This is a genomic window from Serratia quinivorans (assembly GCF_946227985.1).
In the GTDB taxonomy this organism is placed as follows: Bacteria; Pseudomonadota; Gammaproteobacteria; order Enterobacterales; family Enterobacteriaceae; genus Serratia; species Serratia quinivorans_A.
In genome coordinates this window covers 1-15,443 of sequence record NZ_CAMKGL010000018.1, presented here as the reverse complement: position 1 = coordinate 15,443, position 15,443 = coordinate 1, and the positions used below count along the sequence as shown (strand labels likewise).

At 55.6% G+C, this 15,443-nt stretch carries 18 protein-coding genes; 3 read left to right on the top strand and 15 right to left on the bottom strand.

Annotated elements, in window-relative coordinates; all coding sequences use genetic code 11:
* Position 1: 1 nt before the first annotated feature.
* The 14 genes from OCH02_RS24840 to OCH02_RS24775 all read right to left on the bottom strand — a co-directional run bounded on the left by OCH02_RS24840 (position 2) and on the right by OCH02_RS24775 (position 9,622).
* Positions 2 to 2,176 carry a phage tail protein gene (locus OCH02_RS24840; RefSeq protein ID WP_261433482.1) on the bottom strand — a complete coding sequence of 725 codons (2,175 nt, stop codon included), beginning with the start codon at positions 2,174 to 2,176 and terminating at the stop codon, positions 2 to 4.
* The gene (locus OCH02_RS24835; RefSeq protein ID WP_261433481.1) at positions 2,173 to 2,781 is read right to left on the bottom strand and encodes a phage tail protein I; all 609 of its coding nucleotides are present in this window, start codon (positions 2,779 to 2,781) and stop codon (positions 2,173 to 2,175) included. Before OCH02_RS24835 ends, OCH02_RS24840 begins: the two co-directional genes overlap by 4 nt.
* On the bottom strand, positions 2,774 to 3,682 hold the full coding sequence (locus OCH02_RS24830; protein WP_261433480.1) for a baseplate J/gp47 family protein: 909 nt from the start codon (positions 3,680 to 3,682) through the stop codon (positions 2,774 to 2,776). Before OCH02_RS24830 ends, OCH02_RS24835 begins: the two co-directional genes overlap by 8 nt.
* On the bottom strand, positions 3,682 to 4,035 hold the full coding sequence (locus OCH02_RS24825) for a GPW/gp25 family protein (RefSeq protein ID WP_261433478.1): 354 nt from the start codon (positions 4,033 to 4,035) through the stop codon (positions 3,682 to 3,684). The genes OCH02_RS24830 and OCH02_RS24825 overlap by 1 nt, the downstream gene beginning before the upstream one ends.
* On the bottom strand, positions 4,032 to 4,628 hold the full coding sequence (locus OCH02_RS24820) for a phage baseplate assembly protein V (protein ID WP_261433473.1): 597 nt from the start codon (positions 4,626 to 4,628) through the stop codon (positions 4,032 to 4,034). The genes OCH02_RS24825 and OCH02_RS24820 overlap by 4 nt, the downstream gene beginning before the upstream one ends.
* Positions 4,629 to 4,699: 71 nt before the next feature.
* A complete protein-coding gene (locus tag OCH02_RS24815) occupies positions 4,700 to 5,155 on the bottom strand; it encodes a phage virion morphogenesis protein (protein WP_261433472.1) in 456 nt (151 codons plus the stop codon).
* A gap of 2 nt (positions 5,156 to 5,157) precedes the next feature.
* Entirely contained in the window at positions 5,158 to 5,622 is a 465-nt protein-coding gene (locus OCH02_RS24810) for a phage tail protein (RefSeq protein WP_261433466.1), read from the bottom strand.
* Between the two features lie 2 nt (positions 5,623 to 5,624).
* On the bottom strand, positions 5,625 to 5,789 hold the full coding sequence (locus tag OCH02_RS24805) for a hypothetical protein (RefSeq protein WP_261433463.1): 165 nt from the start codon (positions 5,787 to 5,789) through the stop codon (positions 5,625 to 5,627).
* A 1-nt stretch (position 5,790) separates the two neighbouring features.
* Positions 5,791 to 6,024: a hypothetical protein gene (locus OCH02_RS24800; protein WP_261433459.1), complete on the bottom strand. Its 234-nt coding sequence runs from the start codon at positions 6,022 to 6,024 to the stop codon at positions 5,791 to 5,793.
* Positions 6,025 to 6,051: 27 nt separating this feature from the next.
* Positions 6,052 to 6,255: a tail protein X gene (locus OCH02_RS24795; protein WP_261433458.1), complete on the bottom strand. Its 204-nt coding sequence runs from the start codon at positions 6,253 to 6,255 to the stop codon at positions 6,052 to 6,054.
* A complete protein-coding gene (locus OCH02_RS24790) occupies positions 6,255 to 6,725 on the bottom strand; it encodes a head completion/stabilization protein (RefSeq protein ID WP_261433457.1) in 471 nt (156 codons plus the stop codon). The genes OCH02_RS24795 and OCH02_RS24790 overlap by 1 nt, the downstream gene beginning before the upstream one ends.
* 100 nt (positions 6,726 to 6,825) lie before the next feature.
* Positions 6,826 to 7,467 carry a phage terminase small subunit gene (gene gpM / locus OCH02_RS24785; RefSeq protein WP_261433456.1) on the bottom strand — a complete coding sequence of 214 codons (642 nt, stop codon included), beginning with the start codon at positions 7,465 to 7,467 and terminating at the stop codon, positions 6,826 to 6,828.
* Positions 7,468 to 7,470: 3 nt separating this feature from the next.
* On the bottom strand, positions 7,471 to 8,784 hold the full coding sequence (locus OCH02_RS24780; protein ID WP_315899249.1) for a phage major capsid protein, P2 family: 1,314 nt from the start codon (positions 8,782 to 8,784) through the stop codon (positions 7,471 to 7,473).
* A gap of 13 nt (positions 8,785 to 8,797) precedes the next feature.
* Positions 8,798 to 9,622, bottom strand: coding sequence for a GPO family capsid scaffolding protein (locus OCH02_RS24775; RefSeq protein ID WP_261433455.1), 825 nt, complete (start codon positions 9,620 to 9,622; stop codon positions 8,798 to 8,800).
* A gap of 144 nt (positions 9,623 to 9,766) precedes the next feature.
* Between OCH02_RS24775 and OCH02_RS24770 the strand changes: the two genes are divergently transcribed.
* Positions 9,767 to 11,542, top strand: a complete 1,776-nt coding sequence (locus tag OCH02_RS24770; protein ID WP_261433519.1) for a terminase large subunit domain-containing protein — start codon at positions 9,767 to 9,769, stop codon at positions 11,540 to 11,542.
* On the top strand, positions 11,539 to 12,573 hold the full coding sequence (locus OCH02_RS24765) for a phage portal protein (RefSeq protein ID WP_261433454.1): 1,035 nt from the start codon (positions 11,539 to 11,541) through the stop codon (positions 12,571 to 12,573). The genes OCH02_RS24770 and OCH02_RS24765 overlap by 4 nt, the downstream gene beginning before the upstream one ends.
* Before the next feature lie 51 nt (positions 12,574 to 12,624).
* On the opposite strand, the gene OCH02_RS24760 is transcribed toward OCH02_RS24765, so the two are convergent.
* Positions 12,625 to 13,059 carry a hypothetical protein gene (locus OCH02_RS24760; RefSeq protein ID WP_261433453.1) on the bottom strand — a complete coding sequence of 145 codons (435 nt, stop codon included), beginning with the start codon at positions 13,057 to 13,059 and terminating at the stop codon, positions 12,625 to 12,627.
* A 1,045-nt stretch (positions 13,060 to 14,104) separates the two neighbouring features.
* Between OCH02_RS24760 and OCH02_RS24755 the strand changes: the two genes are divergently transcribed.
* Positions 14,105 to 15,443: hypothetical protein (locus tag OCH02_RS24755; RefSeq protein WP_261433452.1), on the top strand; the 1,339-nt coding region annotated here is incomplete at its 3' end.

Below are 15,443 nucleotides of genomic sequence, written 5' to 3'. Positions count from 1 at the left end.
ATCACCCTGCGTTAACCCAATTACCGCCAATATTGACCATGACATAGGCATACACCACGCGGTTGACGCGGTCATCGCCATGCGTTTGTGACGCAATGTTTACCGCGCCCTGGGGGATTAAGTTATCCCAGTCGTCACTCCAGCCAGGGGCACCACTCCAGAAGGTCACTCGCGGGCCGATTTTTATACCGCGGACAAAATTATTATTGAGATAATTACTCAGGTAATCACCGCCCCAGCACGTGCCCCATATGTTGCCGTCGGCAGCCATACGAGCATTGCCAACATTCACGCCCTCACAGCTAACAACACCATTGACACCCAGTGCGGCCTTGTCGTCTTTGGTGTGGTCAACGCTGATAAGCCAGATGCCACCATCAACATCCAATTCCAATACCGTCGGGCGGTCATCACTACCCCATTTACGCCATGCTAACCCCCGGTGCGCCGTGCCCTGGAGGGCGAACGAAAGTTGATCACTCTTGTTGCCCAGCAGGCGAATAATGCCGCTGCCGTTATTGGCACTGTCCGCAGCAATCAACTGAATCTCGGTTGTCCCCTGCGGGGAAATTATCCGGGCGTTATAGTCCGTTGCTGCTCCGTCGGTGTGAAAATCGATATAGGCGGGCGATGGGGCTTTTTGGTTGCCAAGTTCCAGCCCGTCGGAGAGGGAAATCTTTCCGCCAACGTCCAGCGGGCCGGTTAGCGTGCCGCCCTTTTTGGAAAGGTAACTTTCCCAGCCGACAAATGAGCCGTTTACTTCTGTAGCTACGTAGAACTTGTTCGCCGCCCCATGAGCAATGAATAGGTAGTGAATAAACTTGTTATCCCCAGGTGTTACGCTCAAATCAGCGTTGTTGGTTGTTACATAAAGAGTCCCGTACGGGTATGGCGTCCATGTGCTGTTTTCCACACTCCAGACGCCTGGAGATGTGGGTTTATTTGTGCCAGAAATAACGCGTGCTACACCCATCTTGGCCGCGAAGTTGTTTCGAACGTCGGCCGCATTAATATCTGCTGCCGTCGGTTTGTATTTGTCGGTGTAAATTCGCGCCCAGGTGATACCGCCGGCTGCTACCCCGGAAAAACCGACATACGCAGCCATACTACCGCCAACAACGGCCAGGTAACCCGCTGACGGTGATGCATCCATCGGTAAACACACCACACCCGCTGATACATTGCCTGTCGTTGCCGGGGGCTTATTGGTAGAGGAGTTATTGACCCGGTAAATCTGCCCAATGTTGCTGTAAGCGTCGGTCTTTGCTACAGGCCCAACTCCCAGACCAGAGGCACCAGGGAGGTCATAAGCCGCCTTTACCGCTTTGGGCGTGGCTGCCAATGTCTCGCTGGTGCTGTTCGTGGCGCTACTGAGCTGCACGATGCCTTTTGCCGTCGTGGTGGCATCGGGGACGCTGGATAATTTGCCGTTCGCCAAGTCATAAGCGGCCTTTACGGCCTTGGGCGTGGCGGCCAGGGTTTCGCTGGTGCTATTGGTCGCGCTACTGAGCTGTACGACACCTTTTGCCGCTGTGCTGGCGTCGGGGACACTGGACAGCTTGCCGTTCGCCAGGTCATAAGCGGCTTTCACGGCCTTGGGGGTGGCGGCCATAGTTTCGTTGGTGCTGTTGGTGGCGCTGCTGAGCTGCACCAACCCTTTCGCGGTGGTGCTGGCGTCGGGATGGTTGCGAGTTTTGGCGTGGGCTTCGATGGAGTCGTCCACGTATTCGCGCGTTGCCAGTACGACGGACGGGTCAATTTTTAGCTCCACGGCATCGCTGCTGCTGACTATCAGGATCATGCGGATGATCTGATCGCGTCCTGAACCCTCGGCCATCAGTGGCTTGTACGACGGCGGGCAGTTGCTGATGGCGATCAGGTCGCCGGCAGCATCGTACAGGCCGATTTCACGTATCCACCAACCGCCGACGGTTTCCGCCAGCACCTGTTCGGCAATCACCTGGCTAGGGTTCTTTGGGTCAACGCGCAGGCTGTTGAGCGGTGCGCGGTGGCACTCGTTGATCAGTTTTGTTTGTGCCGGGTCTGGTGTGGGCTCAGTGCCATTGGCATCACCCACCGCCATGGCGGTGATCGCCAACTCATTGCCGAGCGCGGTGGCGTTCGCCAGCTTGGCGGCACCGACATTGGTCAGCAGGGCAAAATATTTCGCGGTCATGGGAAAATCTCCATAGTGTCAATAACGTGGAGTGCTGCACCGACGCAGGCCGGTGAGGTTGTCTCGATGGCGTCAGGCAAATAGGGGTAAATGGTCATGGTGTCGCCGTCGTAGCTGGCGGCGGCAATCCATACATCGCCCAGGGTTTCCAGGGAGATAGACAGGGTGGTTAGGTGGCGGCTGCACGGCTTGGTGTCGCCTATGACGCGTTCAAGTTCGGTGTACATCTCTGGGGTGATGCCGGTATCCAGCGTACCGACTACCATCTCGAACGTGCCGGGTGCTTTGTTGTTCTGCCACCACTCGGTGATGCTGATCACGTAGCCCATTGGTTCGACTGCGCGCCGCAGTGCGCCAATGGTGCCTTTGTGCCGGTGCACAAAATACGATTGCTTCACCACGTCGCGTTGGGTGGCTTCATCCCAGGTTTCATCCCAACGATCGACAGAGAACGCCCAGGCCAGGTAAGGCAATAGTTTCAGCGGGCAGGTGTCTGGGTCCCACAGTTGGCGCAGCGGTACCGGTGCGGCACTCACCTCGGCACTGGCCTGCTCCGCGTGCAGCTCAAGCTGTGTGGCGCCGGTCGGCAGGATGCGATCAGTCATTCATTGCCGCCAGGGTGACTTGCGGCGCAGCGCACCACGATGCCTGGGTTTTATCCAGCACCAGATCGGCTTTGGGTTCAGTGATGACCACGTGCTCCACGCCTTCAACTGACAGCGCCGCATCAATGGCGGAGAGGTACACCCCGCGGCCGATGCGGTGTTGGGCATTGATATAGGCCTGCAACCGGGCGATGGCCGCCTGCCGGATGGGGTCGGCTTCCGGGCCGGGGTAGTAATGCAGGGTTGCCACCACGTTATAGCTGACGATGCTGGCCGACTGCACCGTCAGCCGGTCGGCGACCGGGCGCGTATCTTCATCGCTCAGGGTGGCCGTGACCTTATCGAGCAGCGCCTGATCCGCGGTACCGTCACCGTCGCGGGATAATACCGTTACCGTGACGCAGGCAGGCGACGGGCTGAAGGCTTTGGCGTCGGCGACTCTGCCGTCGGCGCTGCGGGCGAAAAACTCATAGGCGGCGGTCGGCCCTGCCACGCTCAGCCCTTCAAAGGCTTGCTGGGTACGTTTGCGGAAATCACTGTCTGACTCCATGATCGCCGGCGTTGGCGGGATGGTTGCCGGATCTGCTGCGCGGATCACCAGTCGATACACATTGAAATTGGCCGCCAGGTTGTCCAGATCCGCACCGCCGGCGTAGGCCAGCATGACAGCGCGGGCCGCATCATTAATGCTTTGGCGCTGGAGCAATGCACGGTAGGCGTATGCCTGGGTGAGCTTGGTCAGTGGCTCGGAATCCAGTGCCAGTACGGTTCTGACCGCGGGGCGGTCTTTCTCGTCGGTAAGTTCAATGATGCGGCTTTGAATGGCGGTCAGCAGGGACTCATAATCGAGTGGCTCAATCACGTTCGGCGGCGGCAGCAAGGATAGGTCGATGGTAGCCATCAGGTCGGCCCTCCGATGCTGGCGGAAAGGGTGAAGGTACTGTCGCTGTCACTGCGGCTACAGACCAGGTCGGCGGTGTAACTGCCGGGCTGGGTATTGGTGACCAGTGTTAACGCCTTAACGACCACGCGTGGCTCCCAGCGCATGACGGCGCTGTAGGTGGCTGACATCATTTGCAGCAGGATGGCGTCATTGGCCGGCGCATCGACAAGCATCGACAGCAGCGAACCGTAGTCACGGCGCATCACCCGGCTGCCGACGGGGGTGTTCAGGATGTCGCTCACGGACTGGCGAATATGATCCAGATCGGTGATGGGTTCGCCGCTGCCGGCGTTCATGCCGAGGTACATCATTTGACCGGCCCTCCCGTCTCGTCATCGCCTTTCTTGACGCCGCTGTGTCCGTGGGCGTCCACCTGTATGCCGTTGGAGGTAAAGCTGCCGCCACTGTGGGTGATGTCGCCGTGCATTTCCCCGCCCTGGGTGATGTTCAGGCTTTCTGCCGTCACTTTGCCGAGGAACTCGTTGTCCGGGCAGTCCCAGGTGGTCTTTTCTTCCACCTTGATGTAGGCGGTTTTGGCACCAGTCAGCAAGAAGCTGCTGTCGTCGGGGTTGTACTGCAGCACAGCCGAATCCGGGAAGCTGATGTGTAACGCGTTCGGCAGGTCACAGGGGGCGGGATTGGCGTCACTGAAGATCCCCCCGAAACAAAATGCGGTGGTCAGTTCGCCACCCATGCCGAGTAGCATCGCTTGTTCGCCCACCGACGGCGGCCACCACACTTTGGCGGCACCGGCGCGTATCGTCAGCCAGGTGATCCAGTCGGTGGTGCGTTCTGGGTCGCCGCCGATTTGCACACGGCATTTACTGCCCTGAACCTCGGCGACGATGCCGATATTGATCAGGTTGTGCAGGAGACGTAAAAGTTCGGTGATATTTTCGTTCATGAGTGCAGTCTGCCGCTAAAGTATTGAAAATCTCACGGGATGGGCGTTGTGTGGGCGCTGGTACAGTCGGGTTAAAGACCTTTCCCCAGAAAATCCAGTATCTGGCGCTCAATCTCCTTAACCCCGGTGTCGTCAAATCCCAGCAAGCGCCGGGCGGGATATTTCACCCGCGGCCCGTTGCGGCTGACGCTGTCCTCAAGTCCGTACTGGTGCGTGCGGGCGATATAACCCCGACGCCCCTCAAAGAACACCGCCGCTTCATTGGGCGTTGCCGCCACCTTCATGTTTTTGGCCGTTTTTAGCCTGGCGAACATGGCGCGGCGGATGCGTCCCTGTTTATCACGCAGACGCTTGCGGGCGGCGAACGGCGAACCGTCCGGGTTTTTCTGCTGGGTGATGCGCTTTTGGTTGCGGCGTCGCAGCTCGCGGGCGATCACAATATTCATGGCCTTGCGGCGTGGCGGGGAGAGCTGGGTCAACAAGCCCTGCAGCCAAGTATCAATGGCGTAAAAATTGTCATCGAGCATGGTCACACCGTCCATTCACTGCCGGGCACGTCCTTCATGTGGAAGGGGCCGTGGCGATCGTAAGGGGTGGACGGTTCGTCAACGTGCTTGACGGTCAGGACGCCGAGGTCGCCCTCGGTCACGATGACGCGCTCCGTCAACTTGAGGGCGATTTCAATGTCGCAGCTCTCATGGCTGAGAATATCGACCTCAAAGCGGAAGGCCTCCTGGCGCATGTCGGGGTTCGCCATGCCGTCATGCTGGTGCCGGCGCAGCCAGCTGAGGATCGGCACCATGACCAAGTCCACGTCACCGCCGAAATCGGTCACGGTGACGCTCAGTGTGTACTGGTACTCATGGGACAGCGACGGCGCCAGCGTTGACACGATGTTGCCGTGCTCAACATAAAGGTGCAGCTTGTCCGGATCGTTCCTGAATGCCGGTACTGCTTCCATCAGGGCCTTGCGCAGCAGTGCGGGTTTGAGCATTTTTATTCACCTACCTGACATAGAATTACTGTGTTGCCGTGAAACGTCACGCGCGTCACGCTCATGGGCGCGCTGGAAGTGACCTGCACGCCCAATCCCGGCGAGACGCAGCCGGAAATCAGCAGGGACGACAGCAGCGTGAACACGGTGAGTTTCAGGTTTGGCATGTTATTTCCCCTGCCCGGTGCAGGCTTTGCTTTCGCCGGGGTTGGTGTCGATGCAGGCGGCGCCGTGCGGGAATTGCAGCACGACGGTGTTGTTGGGCTGTACCTCGGCATTAGTCACGCCTTCCCCTTTGGGTCCGGTCACGCGGGTGTATGACACGGCAGAGCAGGCGGCCAGGACGACGATCGCGGCGGCAAGCAGGATGCCGGCAACCCATGTACTCTTGCGCTTGTTCATTGAATACCTTCCTAAAATCTCGCTGTGTTAATCCCACAATTGAACGGTGTCGGTGGTCGGTGCGACGACCTGGTCCGGCATTTCGACAGCGTAGCCGTAAGGCAAAAACACCCCGAAATCCGCAATACCTGGATTGGCATCCATCACCGCCTCGGTGACGCCGGCGGTTTTGCCGTAGTACCGGTAGCAGATCATTTCGAGGGTTTCACGCTGCTGGGCGGCGACCTTCATCAGATGAGCGCCACGGTGTTGTGATTGAGCCCCTGTAACTCGCGCATGGCCCAGCGCGCATCCCGCCACAAATCATCGACCTCGCTTTCCAGGCTGGCAGCGCGGCGGTCACCCTTGGCGGTGGCGTCAAAATCCCGGTAGCGTTCGGTGATGTTGGCCTTGGCGATGCAGAACACCGCCCGGCGGTAGTTGTGCACTCGGGGGCTGTCACCGTCGACCGGGTCGTCATACGGCACGTTCCGCAAGGTGAGGTAGCCCACTTCCTGCTGCGTCAGTCGCCAGGCTTGCAGCTCGCGATTGACGTTCACCATCGCAGTGATGAGCGCCTCGCGCTGGCGTTCCGGCGTGGCTGTGCCATCCAGGCGCATAGCACCGGTGAACTCCAGCGGGCAAATAGCCGGCCAGAAGTCGCCGTTGCTGATGATGTCGGCTTTTTTTGCTGCGGGTTCGCCGGCGATAAATCCGTTCATGCAACCTCGGTAATTAGGCGGGCGGGGGACAGCGGCGTTGTTTGCCGTAGCCCGAAGGCTGGCGCCCGCCGCCGCTGTTCCGCCCTGGTTGGGGGTTCGGTTACTCGTCCGTCTTGTTCAGGCGGGTAATGTCTTTTTTCACGCCGGCGCGCTGGTTCAGGCGCAGGGCTTGCTCAAGGGCAATCACGGCCTGCTTTTGCTGGCCTGCCTGTTCCAGCGCATAGCCCAGGGCTTTCAGCAGCTTGGATCGGGCTTCGTCCGGCATATCCTTGTCGGCGGTGAGCTCCAGCGTTTGCTGCAGCACAGTCAGTTCCAGCGGCTGCGACAGGCTGTGCTGTGTGAGCGCGGCGTTGGCGATTTCTTCGGCGATGATGGTCGCTGTTTGGCGGTCATAGCCTGGCATGGTAAGACGGTGCTTCAGTGCGTAAGTCGCCAACGGCATCGCGGTGCCGGGTTCGCCAATGTCAATCAGCCAAATCATTACCGTCACCAGCACATCGTCCTGCGTGCCCTTGTCCGATTGCAGCACGCCCTCTATCCAGGGGGCGTAATCCGGCAACACCTTGCGCTTGAAGGCGCTGCGGCGATCGCCGCTCTGCAACCGTGCCAGGCTGCGCTTGTCTTCTGCCAGCTTGCGCAACATCAGGTTGTAGGTACCCGCTTCCATGCGGGACAAGGGGGCAACATCGGTCACGCTGGCGGCGGTTTCGCGCATAAAATGCTTGCGGGCCGGGGTCATCATGATTTACTTGCCTTTTTTCGTGTCGGGTTTGGCATCAGCCTGCGGATCTGGCGCGTTATCCTGCACCGGTGGCGTCTCCGCCTGTTGTTCCGCATTGGCCTGCTCACCCTGTACCCCGGTCGGTGATTGCGGTACAGGTGCTACCGCGGCAACATCGATGGTGCCTTGCGTCTCTGGCTGGCGGGCGCTTTCTGCGGCCGGGATGCGCTGGAAGGCGGCGGCCATGGCTTCAACGACTTTTGCTATCGCGTTGTTAACCATGTCTTCCTGCTCTACCGGTGCCTTGCCATCCAGTGGCGCATGCGTCATGTCGATGTTTTCGATCACGCAGCACCCTTCGTAATCTTCGACGATGTAGTCCTGGTTGACGGACTCGTAGTTTTCAATCTGGTCACGTTTGGCGTTGTCCAGAATGCAGCGGCGACGGGTGCCTTTCTGCCAGTAAATAGACAGATTATCCAGGCGGGTGATCATCAGAGCGTTGGCTGGGAAGTACGGCACGCGCACGGCCTGTAATCCGCCGATGCGTTTCTGGCTAATGATAATGTCTGCCGCCAGCGCTTCGCTGTTGGGCTGTTGCTGGTTGATCAACGGGAAATACTTATCGGCAAGCAACTGACGACCGCAAATCACGACCAGCTTCGGATCATCCTGATACCACGAGGCGATCAGGTTATCTGTCGCATCCATCACCGCGGCATCAAGCGTTTCATAGTCGCCGTCTTTGCCGATCACGACCTTGGTCGCATCTTTACCGCCAGTCATAACGCGCGCCGGCGCATCATCGCGGCATTTTTGCAGCCAGCCCGGCGCGACATCCTGCAACAGCGGGAATGCGACCGGATCGGAGGTCTTGGCGCGGTGCGTCCCGTTCCAGCCGATCATAATGCGGTCCAGTGCCTGGCGTTGCAGGATGCTGTCGCGCAGAATGGGTTGGAAGTTCGGGAACGCGGCCCACATGTCGATTTTTTCGTAACGCAGCAGCGTATCGAAGTTGGTTTGTTGGCAGAAATAGTTCTGTGCCGTCATATCACTGAGATCGCGCGGCATACGGTCTTTCTGGGTGGTATCCGTGTTACTGGCTGCCGGTCCGCTGACGCCCAGGCCAATCTTTTGACCCTGCTGATTGATAACCGGCATGATGTTAATCGCTTTCAGGAAGTTACTGCTTTCCTGGATGCGTTTTTCAATGCGCTGCGCAACAGAAGGTACAACGGTGAACTTCTTGCCGGCGGTGATGATGGCCGTCGTGATGCCATTAAGCTTGGCCTGCTGCGTCAGGTATTGACCAAACGCCAACTCTGTTTCTGGGATCATGATTTTTAGCCTTTTAGCAATCTGTTATGTGTTCGGCTTGCGCGCCGGTGGCTTCCGGGCGGAAGGACTGGCTGGCGTCGGTGCTGCTGAGCTTTTGCTTCAGCGCGGTGAGCTCGGTTTGCTGCGCCGTGACCTGTTCGTTCAACTGAGTGACGGTGGTCGCCAGTTCGGTCAGTTGGCCGAATTTTTCATCCTGCTGCTGTTGGTGCTCGGCAATTTCAGTCACGGCCAGGTGCACATCGTCCATCTGGCTGCTGCCGGCCTTGTCGCGGCTGGCGAACATTTCCTTCACCTTGGTCAGCAGTGACGGCTTGTTGTCGGGAATGTCCTCAAACTCGAACGTCACTTCTTCGGCGGCGGTGAACAGGCAGGCCGGATCGGACTTGCGGTGCGCCAGCGGGTTAACGGCGGCGGTGGAGCTGAACTGCATGATCTCGGTGCCGAGGCTTGCCGGGCTGTCGGTGACGGCCAACCCAGTCAGATAGGCCTTGCCGGTCTTGGCAAAGTTGGGGTGGAACTCGATGCTGGAGTGCACCTTCTGGCGGGCGCGGTTCATCTCGACCAGGTCGTCTGTGGCGTCAATCTGTGCCCTGAGTGCCAGCCTGCCCTGAAGTGGGCCGTCCTGAATTTCCTCGGCTTTTACGCCGGTAACATCGCCGTAGGCCTTGAACGGGCCGTTGGGCATGATGCCGCGGTAATGCTCCAGGTTGACGCGGGCGTTATACAGTTTCGGATCGTAGGTATCTGCCATGTCCTGAATATCCTGACGACTGATCTCCCGACCGTCGGTAGTGGCCCCTTCGACGCACACCTGCACGAATTTCGATTTCTTACCCATTGCGTGGCTCGCTTTGCTGAATGATTTTTGGCTATAGTCACGATGCAAAGCCGGGGCGGCAACGCGGTGGCGTTGTGTCAGCGCTGGCACAACGTCGGCGGGGCGTCGGTCAGGTGCGGGCGCGGGTAGGCTTGCGGCATGAGCATGAAAGTCACCGTTACCGCCGCCGATCTCGATCCCCGACGCCAGGCCATGTATCACTACTGGCAGGGGCTCAAGCTCTCGTGCATCGCCCGGATGCTGGGCGTCAAACCCAATACCCTCTACAGCTGGAAGCAGCGCGACGGCTGGGATAACTACAGCCCGTTGTCCCGCGTGGAGATGACGACTTCTGAGCGCTACTGTCAGTTGGTGGTGAAGGAGGTTAAAACTGATACCGACCTGAAGGAGCTGGATGCACTGAGCCGGCAGATGGAGCGCCAGGCGCGGATCACCAAATACGAAGCCACCGGCAAAGAAGCCGATCTCAACCCCAATGTCGAGCGCCGCCACAGTGGCAAGCGCAAACCGCCGACCCGCAACGCCTTCACCGATGTGCAGCTTGAGCAGCTGGAGTCGGTGTTTTTCGAGCAGATCCACGAGTACCAGAAAATCTGGTACCGCGCCGGCCACAACACCGAATACCGCATTCGCAACATCCTCAAATCGCGCCAGATTGGGGCAACCTGGTACTTTGCCCGTGAAGCACTGCTCGATGCGATGCACACCGGGCGCGATCAGATCTTCCTGTCTGCCAGTAAGGCGCAGGCGCATGTGTTCAAAAACTACATACTGGAGTTTGCGCAGGAGGCCGATCTCGATCTCAGCGGCGACCCGATCAAGCTGCCGAACGGCGCGAAACTGTATTTTCTCGGTACCAGTGCACGAACCGCGCAGAGCTACACCGGCAACCTGTATTTCGATGAGTATTTTTGGGTGCCGAAATTCCAGACGCTGCGCAAGGTGGCGTCCGGTATGGCGATGCAAAGCCAGTTCCGTCAAACCTATTTTTCTACCCCGTCCACGCTGACCCATGAGGCCTATTCGTTCTGGTCGGGTGAGGCGTTTAACATCGGTCGCCCCAAAAATGAGCGGATCGAACTGGATGTGTCACCGGCGTCACTGGTCGATATTCGCCCGTTCGAAGACGGCCAACTGCGTCAGGTGGTGACAATTGAAACCGCTATTTCGCGCGGTTTTAACCGGGCCAGCCTGGAGCAGTTACGCCGTGAGTACCCGCCGGAAGAGTTCCGCAATCTGTTGCTGTGTGAGTTTATCGACGACAGCACCTCGGTGTTTCCATTCGAAGCGCTTCAACGTTGCATGGTGGACGCCTGGGAAGAGTGGGCCGACTTCCAGCCGCTGCTGTTACGGCCGTTTGCCTATCGCCCGGTGTGGATCGGTTACGACCCAAACGGCGGCAATGAAGGGGGCGACAGTGCTGGTTGCGTGGTGATGGCGCCGCCGGAGGTGCCGGGCGGTCAGTTCCGCGTGCTGGAACGTCACCGCTGGGACGGCAATGACTACGAGGCGCAGGCCAAGGCCATCAAGGGGCTGACCGATCAATACCATGTTGAGCATATCGCCATCGATGTGACTGGCATTGGTGATGCTGTGTGGAAGCTGGTTTCGAAGTTCTTCCCGGCAGCGCGACGCATCCAGTACAGCGTTGAGGTAAAAACTAACATGGTGCTGAAGGCGCTGAACGTGATCCGCCATGGCCGACTGGCGTTCGATGCCGGTCATACTGACGTCGCGCAGTCCTTCATGGCTATTCGCAAGGTGATGACGACCAGTGGTCGCAGTGCCACTTATGCCGCCAGCCGTTCCGGGGCGGTCGGCCATGCTGACCTGGCCTGGGCGGTGATGCACGTTCTGTTTAATGAGCCGCTCGAAGGCAATTCCGCCAACAATGGCTTCCGTTTTGAGGTTATCGGATGAGTAAGCGCAATCGTGGCCGCCAGCAGGTGCTGGCGATGAAGGAAGAAGCACCCTCAGCGCAGGCGTTTACGTTTGGTGAGCCTGAGCCGGTGCTTAATTATGGCTCCATAATGGAATGCCTGGAGTGTGTCAGTAATGGGATTTGGTATGACACCCCTATTGATTTTGATGGGTTGGCGCGGCTGTTTCGCGCCACGCCGCACCACGGCTCGGCGCTGTTTGTGAAGCGCAATATCCTGGCGAGTACGTTCATTCCGCACCCACTATTAAGTCGTAAAGAATTCAACAGTTGGGCGCTGGATTTCCTGGTGTATGGTAACGGGTACCTGGAATTGCGCAGAAATATGCTGGGTGAGCCTTTGGAGTTGCTGCGCTCGCTGGCGCTGGTGATGCGCCGGGGTATCAAGCCCGGAACCTTCATCGCCTTACAGCGTAATGAACTCACCGGTGAGGGGTACATATCCTTTCCGAAAGGTAGCGTTTTTCACTTGCTGGAACCGGATCTTACCCAAGAGGTTTACGGCCTGCCACAGTACCTGTGCGGGATAAACAGCATCCTGTTAAACGAATCGGCGACGCTGTTCCGCCGCAAGTATTACGACAATGGCACCTTCATGGGATCGGTGTTCTATTTAACTGACCCGGTACAGAACCAAACCGACATCGACAATATCAAAGAGACCATCGAATCCGGTAAGGGGCGAGGCAATTTTAAAAGCATGTTCCTCTATGCGCCAAACGGCCAGAAGGAGGGGTTGCAGATCATGCCGCTGGCGCAGATGGCGGCCAAAGATGAATTCCTGAACGTCAAAAATACCTCACGCGATGACGAACTGAGCGTGCACCGGGTGCCGCCGCAGCTGATGGGGATCATCCCGAATAACACCGGCGGCTTCGGCAGTGTGACAGATGCCAGCGAGGTATTTGTCCGTAACGAACTGGTGCCGCTGCAAGAGCGGATGCGCGAGCTGAACGATTGGCTCGGTGTAGAGGTTGTGCAGTTTTCGGAGTACACGTTGAATTTGAAATGATGTGTTTACTAATGGAGTGCTTACCAACGGCAAACACTCCATTATGTCAAATCATAGTTGCCAGCTAAAATTCCAAACAAATTTCTGTACGTTACTGTCATCCATCTTAGAAAAAATAGGTAAATTTTCTTTGTTTACTGTGAGATACAAATCAGTTTTAAAGTCTCTCAATAAAACGTCAAAGTTGCCCGTGCTACCATGGAGAATAAATTGCAAATTACCATAATGTTTATCAACTTTGTCAGACAGGATCGCTAATTCTTCCTTACCAACAGCAATTGAGCGACTGTAGTTTTCGCTTGTCAATGCTCTATATGAGCTTACAGCATCCACGTCCGTTTTCCATAATGCGGCGCTTTCCATACCACCTTCGATTGGTGAAGTATATATTGCAAGAGTGGGTGATTCTTGTGGGCCTTGCGCGATCAAATAACCCTTTCTGGCATTGTGAGGTCCATACATTATCCGAAGTTTACTAACTGCCATGAATTAATCTCCATTGTTTAGTTGTTATAGCGGGTGGGTAAATACCCATATTCACCCTGAATTATGAGTACCAATGTCAGATTGATTAAGTCAAGTAGCTATATCTTTAAACTCATGGAGAGCATGCTTTAGTTGCTGGGGGGGGCTTCTGACATGGTTCGTCATCTCGTGAAGTCCTTTCGATCCCGCGGCCCTATTATTCGTGAGGCCGTGGCAGACGCCCATCCCCTTACCCTAACTGACCTCATACATTGTCAGCACACCGCCAAAATCTACCCCGATCCACTTTCTCATGTGCATCATCCTATAAAGAGAATATCCTCACAGGCACTTCATAATATCCTGATAATGAAATTTCATCTTGTTTTATCATGCGTATTTTTGAATGATTATTCAATTGTCATTTTCACCTCATTTCATCCGGAAAAATCATCCCCTATAAAACATACCTCAGACGCGCTGTGTGGTTCATCGTGATGCCATTATTCATGACGTACCTAGGCTACCCCTTTGCTTTTTGTCCTTCTCCTGGCTCTCCTGCTCAACCTCACTCAGATGCACCGTCAGGGGTGGCGGCGCGCGATCCCCCACACACCGGCCCTCTTTAGTAAATGCATAAAAAGTCGTGCACCCTGCATAGGGGCAGAAAATCCCGCGTGGTGCGGGTTCGGATGGTGTTTTGATCCTGCAAAGATCCTTGCAGATCCTTGCGCCTATGCATTGCATTTTCTTGCAATAACGGCAGGTGGAGTTTGTGGGGTTGAAAACTGTTTTTTTCTTGACTTAGCGTGGTAACCGACTATTTGCGCACATACCTGCCAGGTAAACGCCGATATCACTCAATGGTCGCGCACCTGAGGTCCGATACACAAAATTTTGTTGACGCTTAAGAACTCCCCGTAGCATTTTGCTATCTCATATCGCAATGGAGATAAGGTTATAGGGGCATTGCAGTCGTTCAGGCGGCACTGACAAAAAAACTTCGATAATTTTTACAGTGCAATAGTCAACTAATTATTTGTTTTATAAAAAAAGGTGATTAAATATGGCGTATACAAAAGACAATCCGGGGATATGGAAGATGGGGAAACAAGTTTATCCAGGTGATATTTATATGGTTACCGCCGCAGACGCTGCCAATAATGGTACTTACACTGCCGGTAACTATTTTTTAGCCACCACATCATTTACCTGTAATATTGGTGGCATTTCCTCATATTACCCTCATGGTAATAGTTCAACAGCTAACTGGTTGTGGGTTGGAAACCAGCAATTTCCTCTGAATACAAAAGGAAATCCGGGGATGTGGACGTCGCGGCAAAAAGTTAATCCAGGTGATATTTATATGGTTACCGCCGCAGACGTCGTCACTGGTCCCTCTTACGTAGCAGGGAACTATTTTTTAGCCAATCAATCGTTCATCTGTGATTCTTATAATGGTGACACATATTACCCTTATGGTGATAATTCAACAGCTACCTGGTCGTGGGTTGGAAACCAGCAATATCCTCTGAATACAAAAGGCAATCCGGGGATATGGACGACTGGGCAGCAAGTTAATCGATTTGATATTTATATGGTGATCGGCGCAGATCATGCCAATAATTCATCTTACGTAGCAGGGAACTATTTTTCAGCCAATCAATCGTTTATTTGTGATGCTGGAGGCACAACTTACCCTGATGGCAATAGTTCAACAGGTAACTGGTTGTGGGTTGGAAACCAGCAATATCCTCTGAACACAAAAGGTAATCCGGGGATATGGTTCCAGGGGCAGAAAGTTAATCCAGGTGACATTTATATAGTGACCGACGCAGACTCTGCCAGGAATAGAAATTACACTGCAGGGAACTTTTTTTTAGCCAATAAATCGTTTTCCTGTGATGCCGGTATTGGTGATACATATTACCCTTATGGTAATAGTTCAACAGGTAACTGGTCGTGGGGTGGAAACAAGAAATACCCTCTGAATACAAAAAACAATCCGGGGATATGGACATCGGGGGAGCAAGTTAATCCAGGTGACATTTATATAGTTACCGGCGCAGACGCTGCGAGTAATCGTGATTATGTAGCAAGGAACTATTTTTCAGCCAATCAATTGTTTACCTGTGATAGCACCACAACTTACCCCGATGGTGATAGTTCAACAGTTAACTGGTCGTGGGTTGGAAACCAGCAATATCCTCTGAATACAAAAGGCAATCCGGGGATATGGATTGATAAGCAGCAAGTTAATCCAGGTGACATTTATATAGTTACCGGCGCAGACGCTGCGAGTAATCGTGATTATGTAGCAAGGAACTATTTTTCAGCCAATCAATTGTTTACCTGTGATAGCACCACAACTTACCCCGATGGTGATAGTTCAACAGTTAACTGGT

Excerpts from the sequence above, each read along its gene's own strand:
- OCH02_RS24840 (WP_261433482.1), bottom strand. The coding sequence starts at position 2,176 with ATGACCGCGAAATATTTTGCCCTGCTGACCAATGTCGGTGCCGCCAAG.
- OCH02_RS24835 (WP_261433481.1), bottom strand. The coding sequence starts at position 2,781 with ATGACTGATCGCATCCTGCCGACCGGCGCCACACAGCTTGAGCTGCAC.
- OCH02_RS24830 (WP_261433480.1), bottom strand. The coding sequence starts at position 3,682 with ATGGCTACCATCGACCTATCCTTGCTGCCGCCGCCGAACGTGATTGAG.
- OCH02_RS24825 (WP_261433478.1), bottom strand. The coding sequence starts at position 4,035 with ATGATGTACCTCGGCATGAACGCCGGCAGCGGCGAACCCATCACCGAT.
- OCH02_RS24820 (WP_261433473.1), bottom strand. The coding sequence starts at position 4,628 with ATGAACGAAAATATCACCGAACTTTTACGTCTCCTGCACAACCTGATC.
- OCH02_RS24815 (WP_261433472.1), bottom strand. The coding sequence starts at position 5,155 with ATGCTCGATGACAATTTTTACGCCATTGATACTTGGCTGCAGGGCTTG.
- OCH02_RS24810 (WP_261433466.1), bottom strand. The coding sequence starts at position 5,622 with ATGCTCAAACCCGCACTGCTGCGCAAGGCCCTGATGGAAGCAGTACCG.
- OCH02_RS24805 (WP_261433463.1), bottom strand. The coding sequence starts at position 5,789 with ATGCCAAACCTGAAACTCACCGTGTTCACGCTGCTGTCGTCCCTGCTG.
- OCH02_RS24800 (WP_261433459.1), bottom strand. The coding sequence starts at position 6,024 with ATGAACAAGCGCAAGAGTACATGGGTTGCCGGCATCCTGCTTGCCGCC.
- OCH02_RS24795 (WP_261433458.1), bottom strand. The coding sequence starts at position 6,255 with ATGAAGGTCGCCGCCCAGCAGCGTGAAACCCTCGAAATGATCTGCTAC.
- OCH02_RS24790 (WP_261433457.1), bottom strand. The coding sequence starts at position 6,725 with ATGAACGGATTTATCGCCGGCGAACCCGCAGCAAAAAAAGCCGACATC.
- gpM (WP_261433456.1), bottom strand. The coding sequence starts at position 7,467 with ATGATGACCCCGGCCCGCAAGCATTTTATGCGCGAAACCGCCGCCAGC.
- OCH02_RS24780 (WP_315899249.1), bottom strand. The coding sequence starts at position 8,784 with ATGATCCCAGAAACAGAGTTGGCGTTTGGTCAATACCTGACGCAGCAG.
- OCH02_RS24775 (WP_261433455.1), bottom strand. The coding sequence starts at position 9,622 with ATGGGTAAGAAATCGAAATTCGTGCAGGTGTGCGTCGAAGGGGCCACT.
- OCH02_RS24770 (WP_261433519.1), top strand. The coding sequence starts at position 9,767 with ATGAAAGTCACCGTTACCGCCGCCGATCTCGATCCCCGACGCCAGGCC.
- OCH02_RS24765 (WP_261433454.1), top strand. The coding sequence starts at position 11,539 with ATGAGTAAGCGCAATCGTGGCCGCCAGCAGGTGCTGGCGATGAAGGAA.
- OCH02_RS24760 (WP_261433453.1), bottom strand. The coding sequence starts at position 13,059 with ATGGCAGTTAGTAAACTTCGGATAATGTATGGACCTCACAATGCCAGA.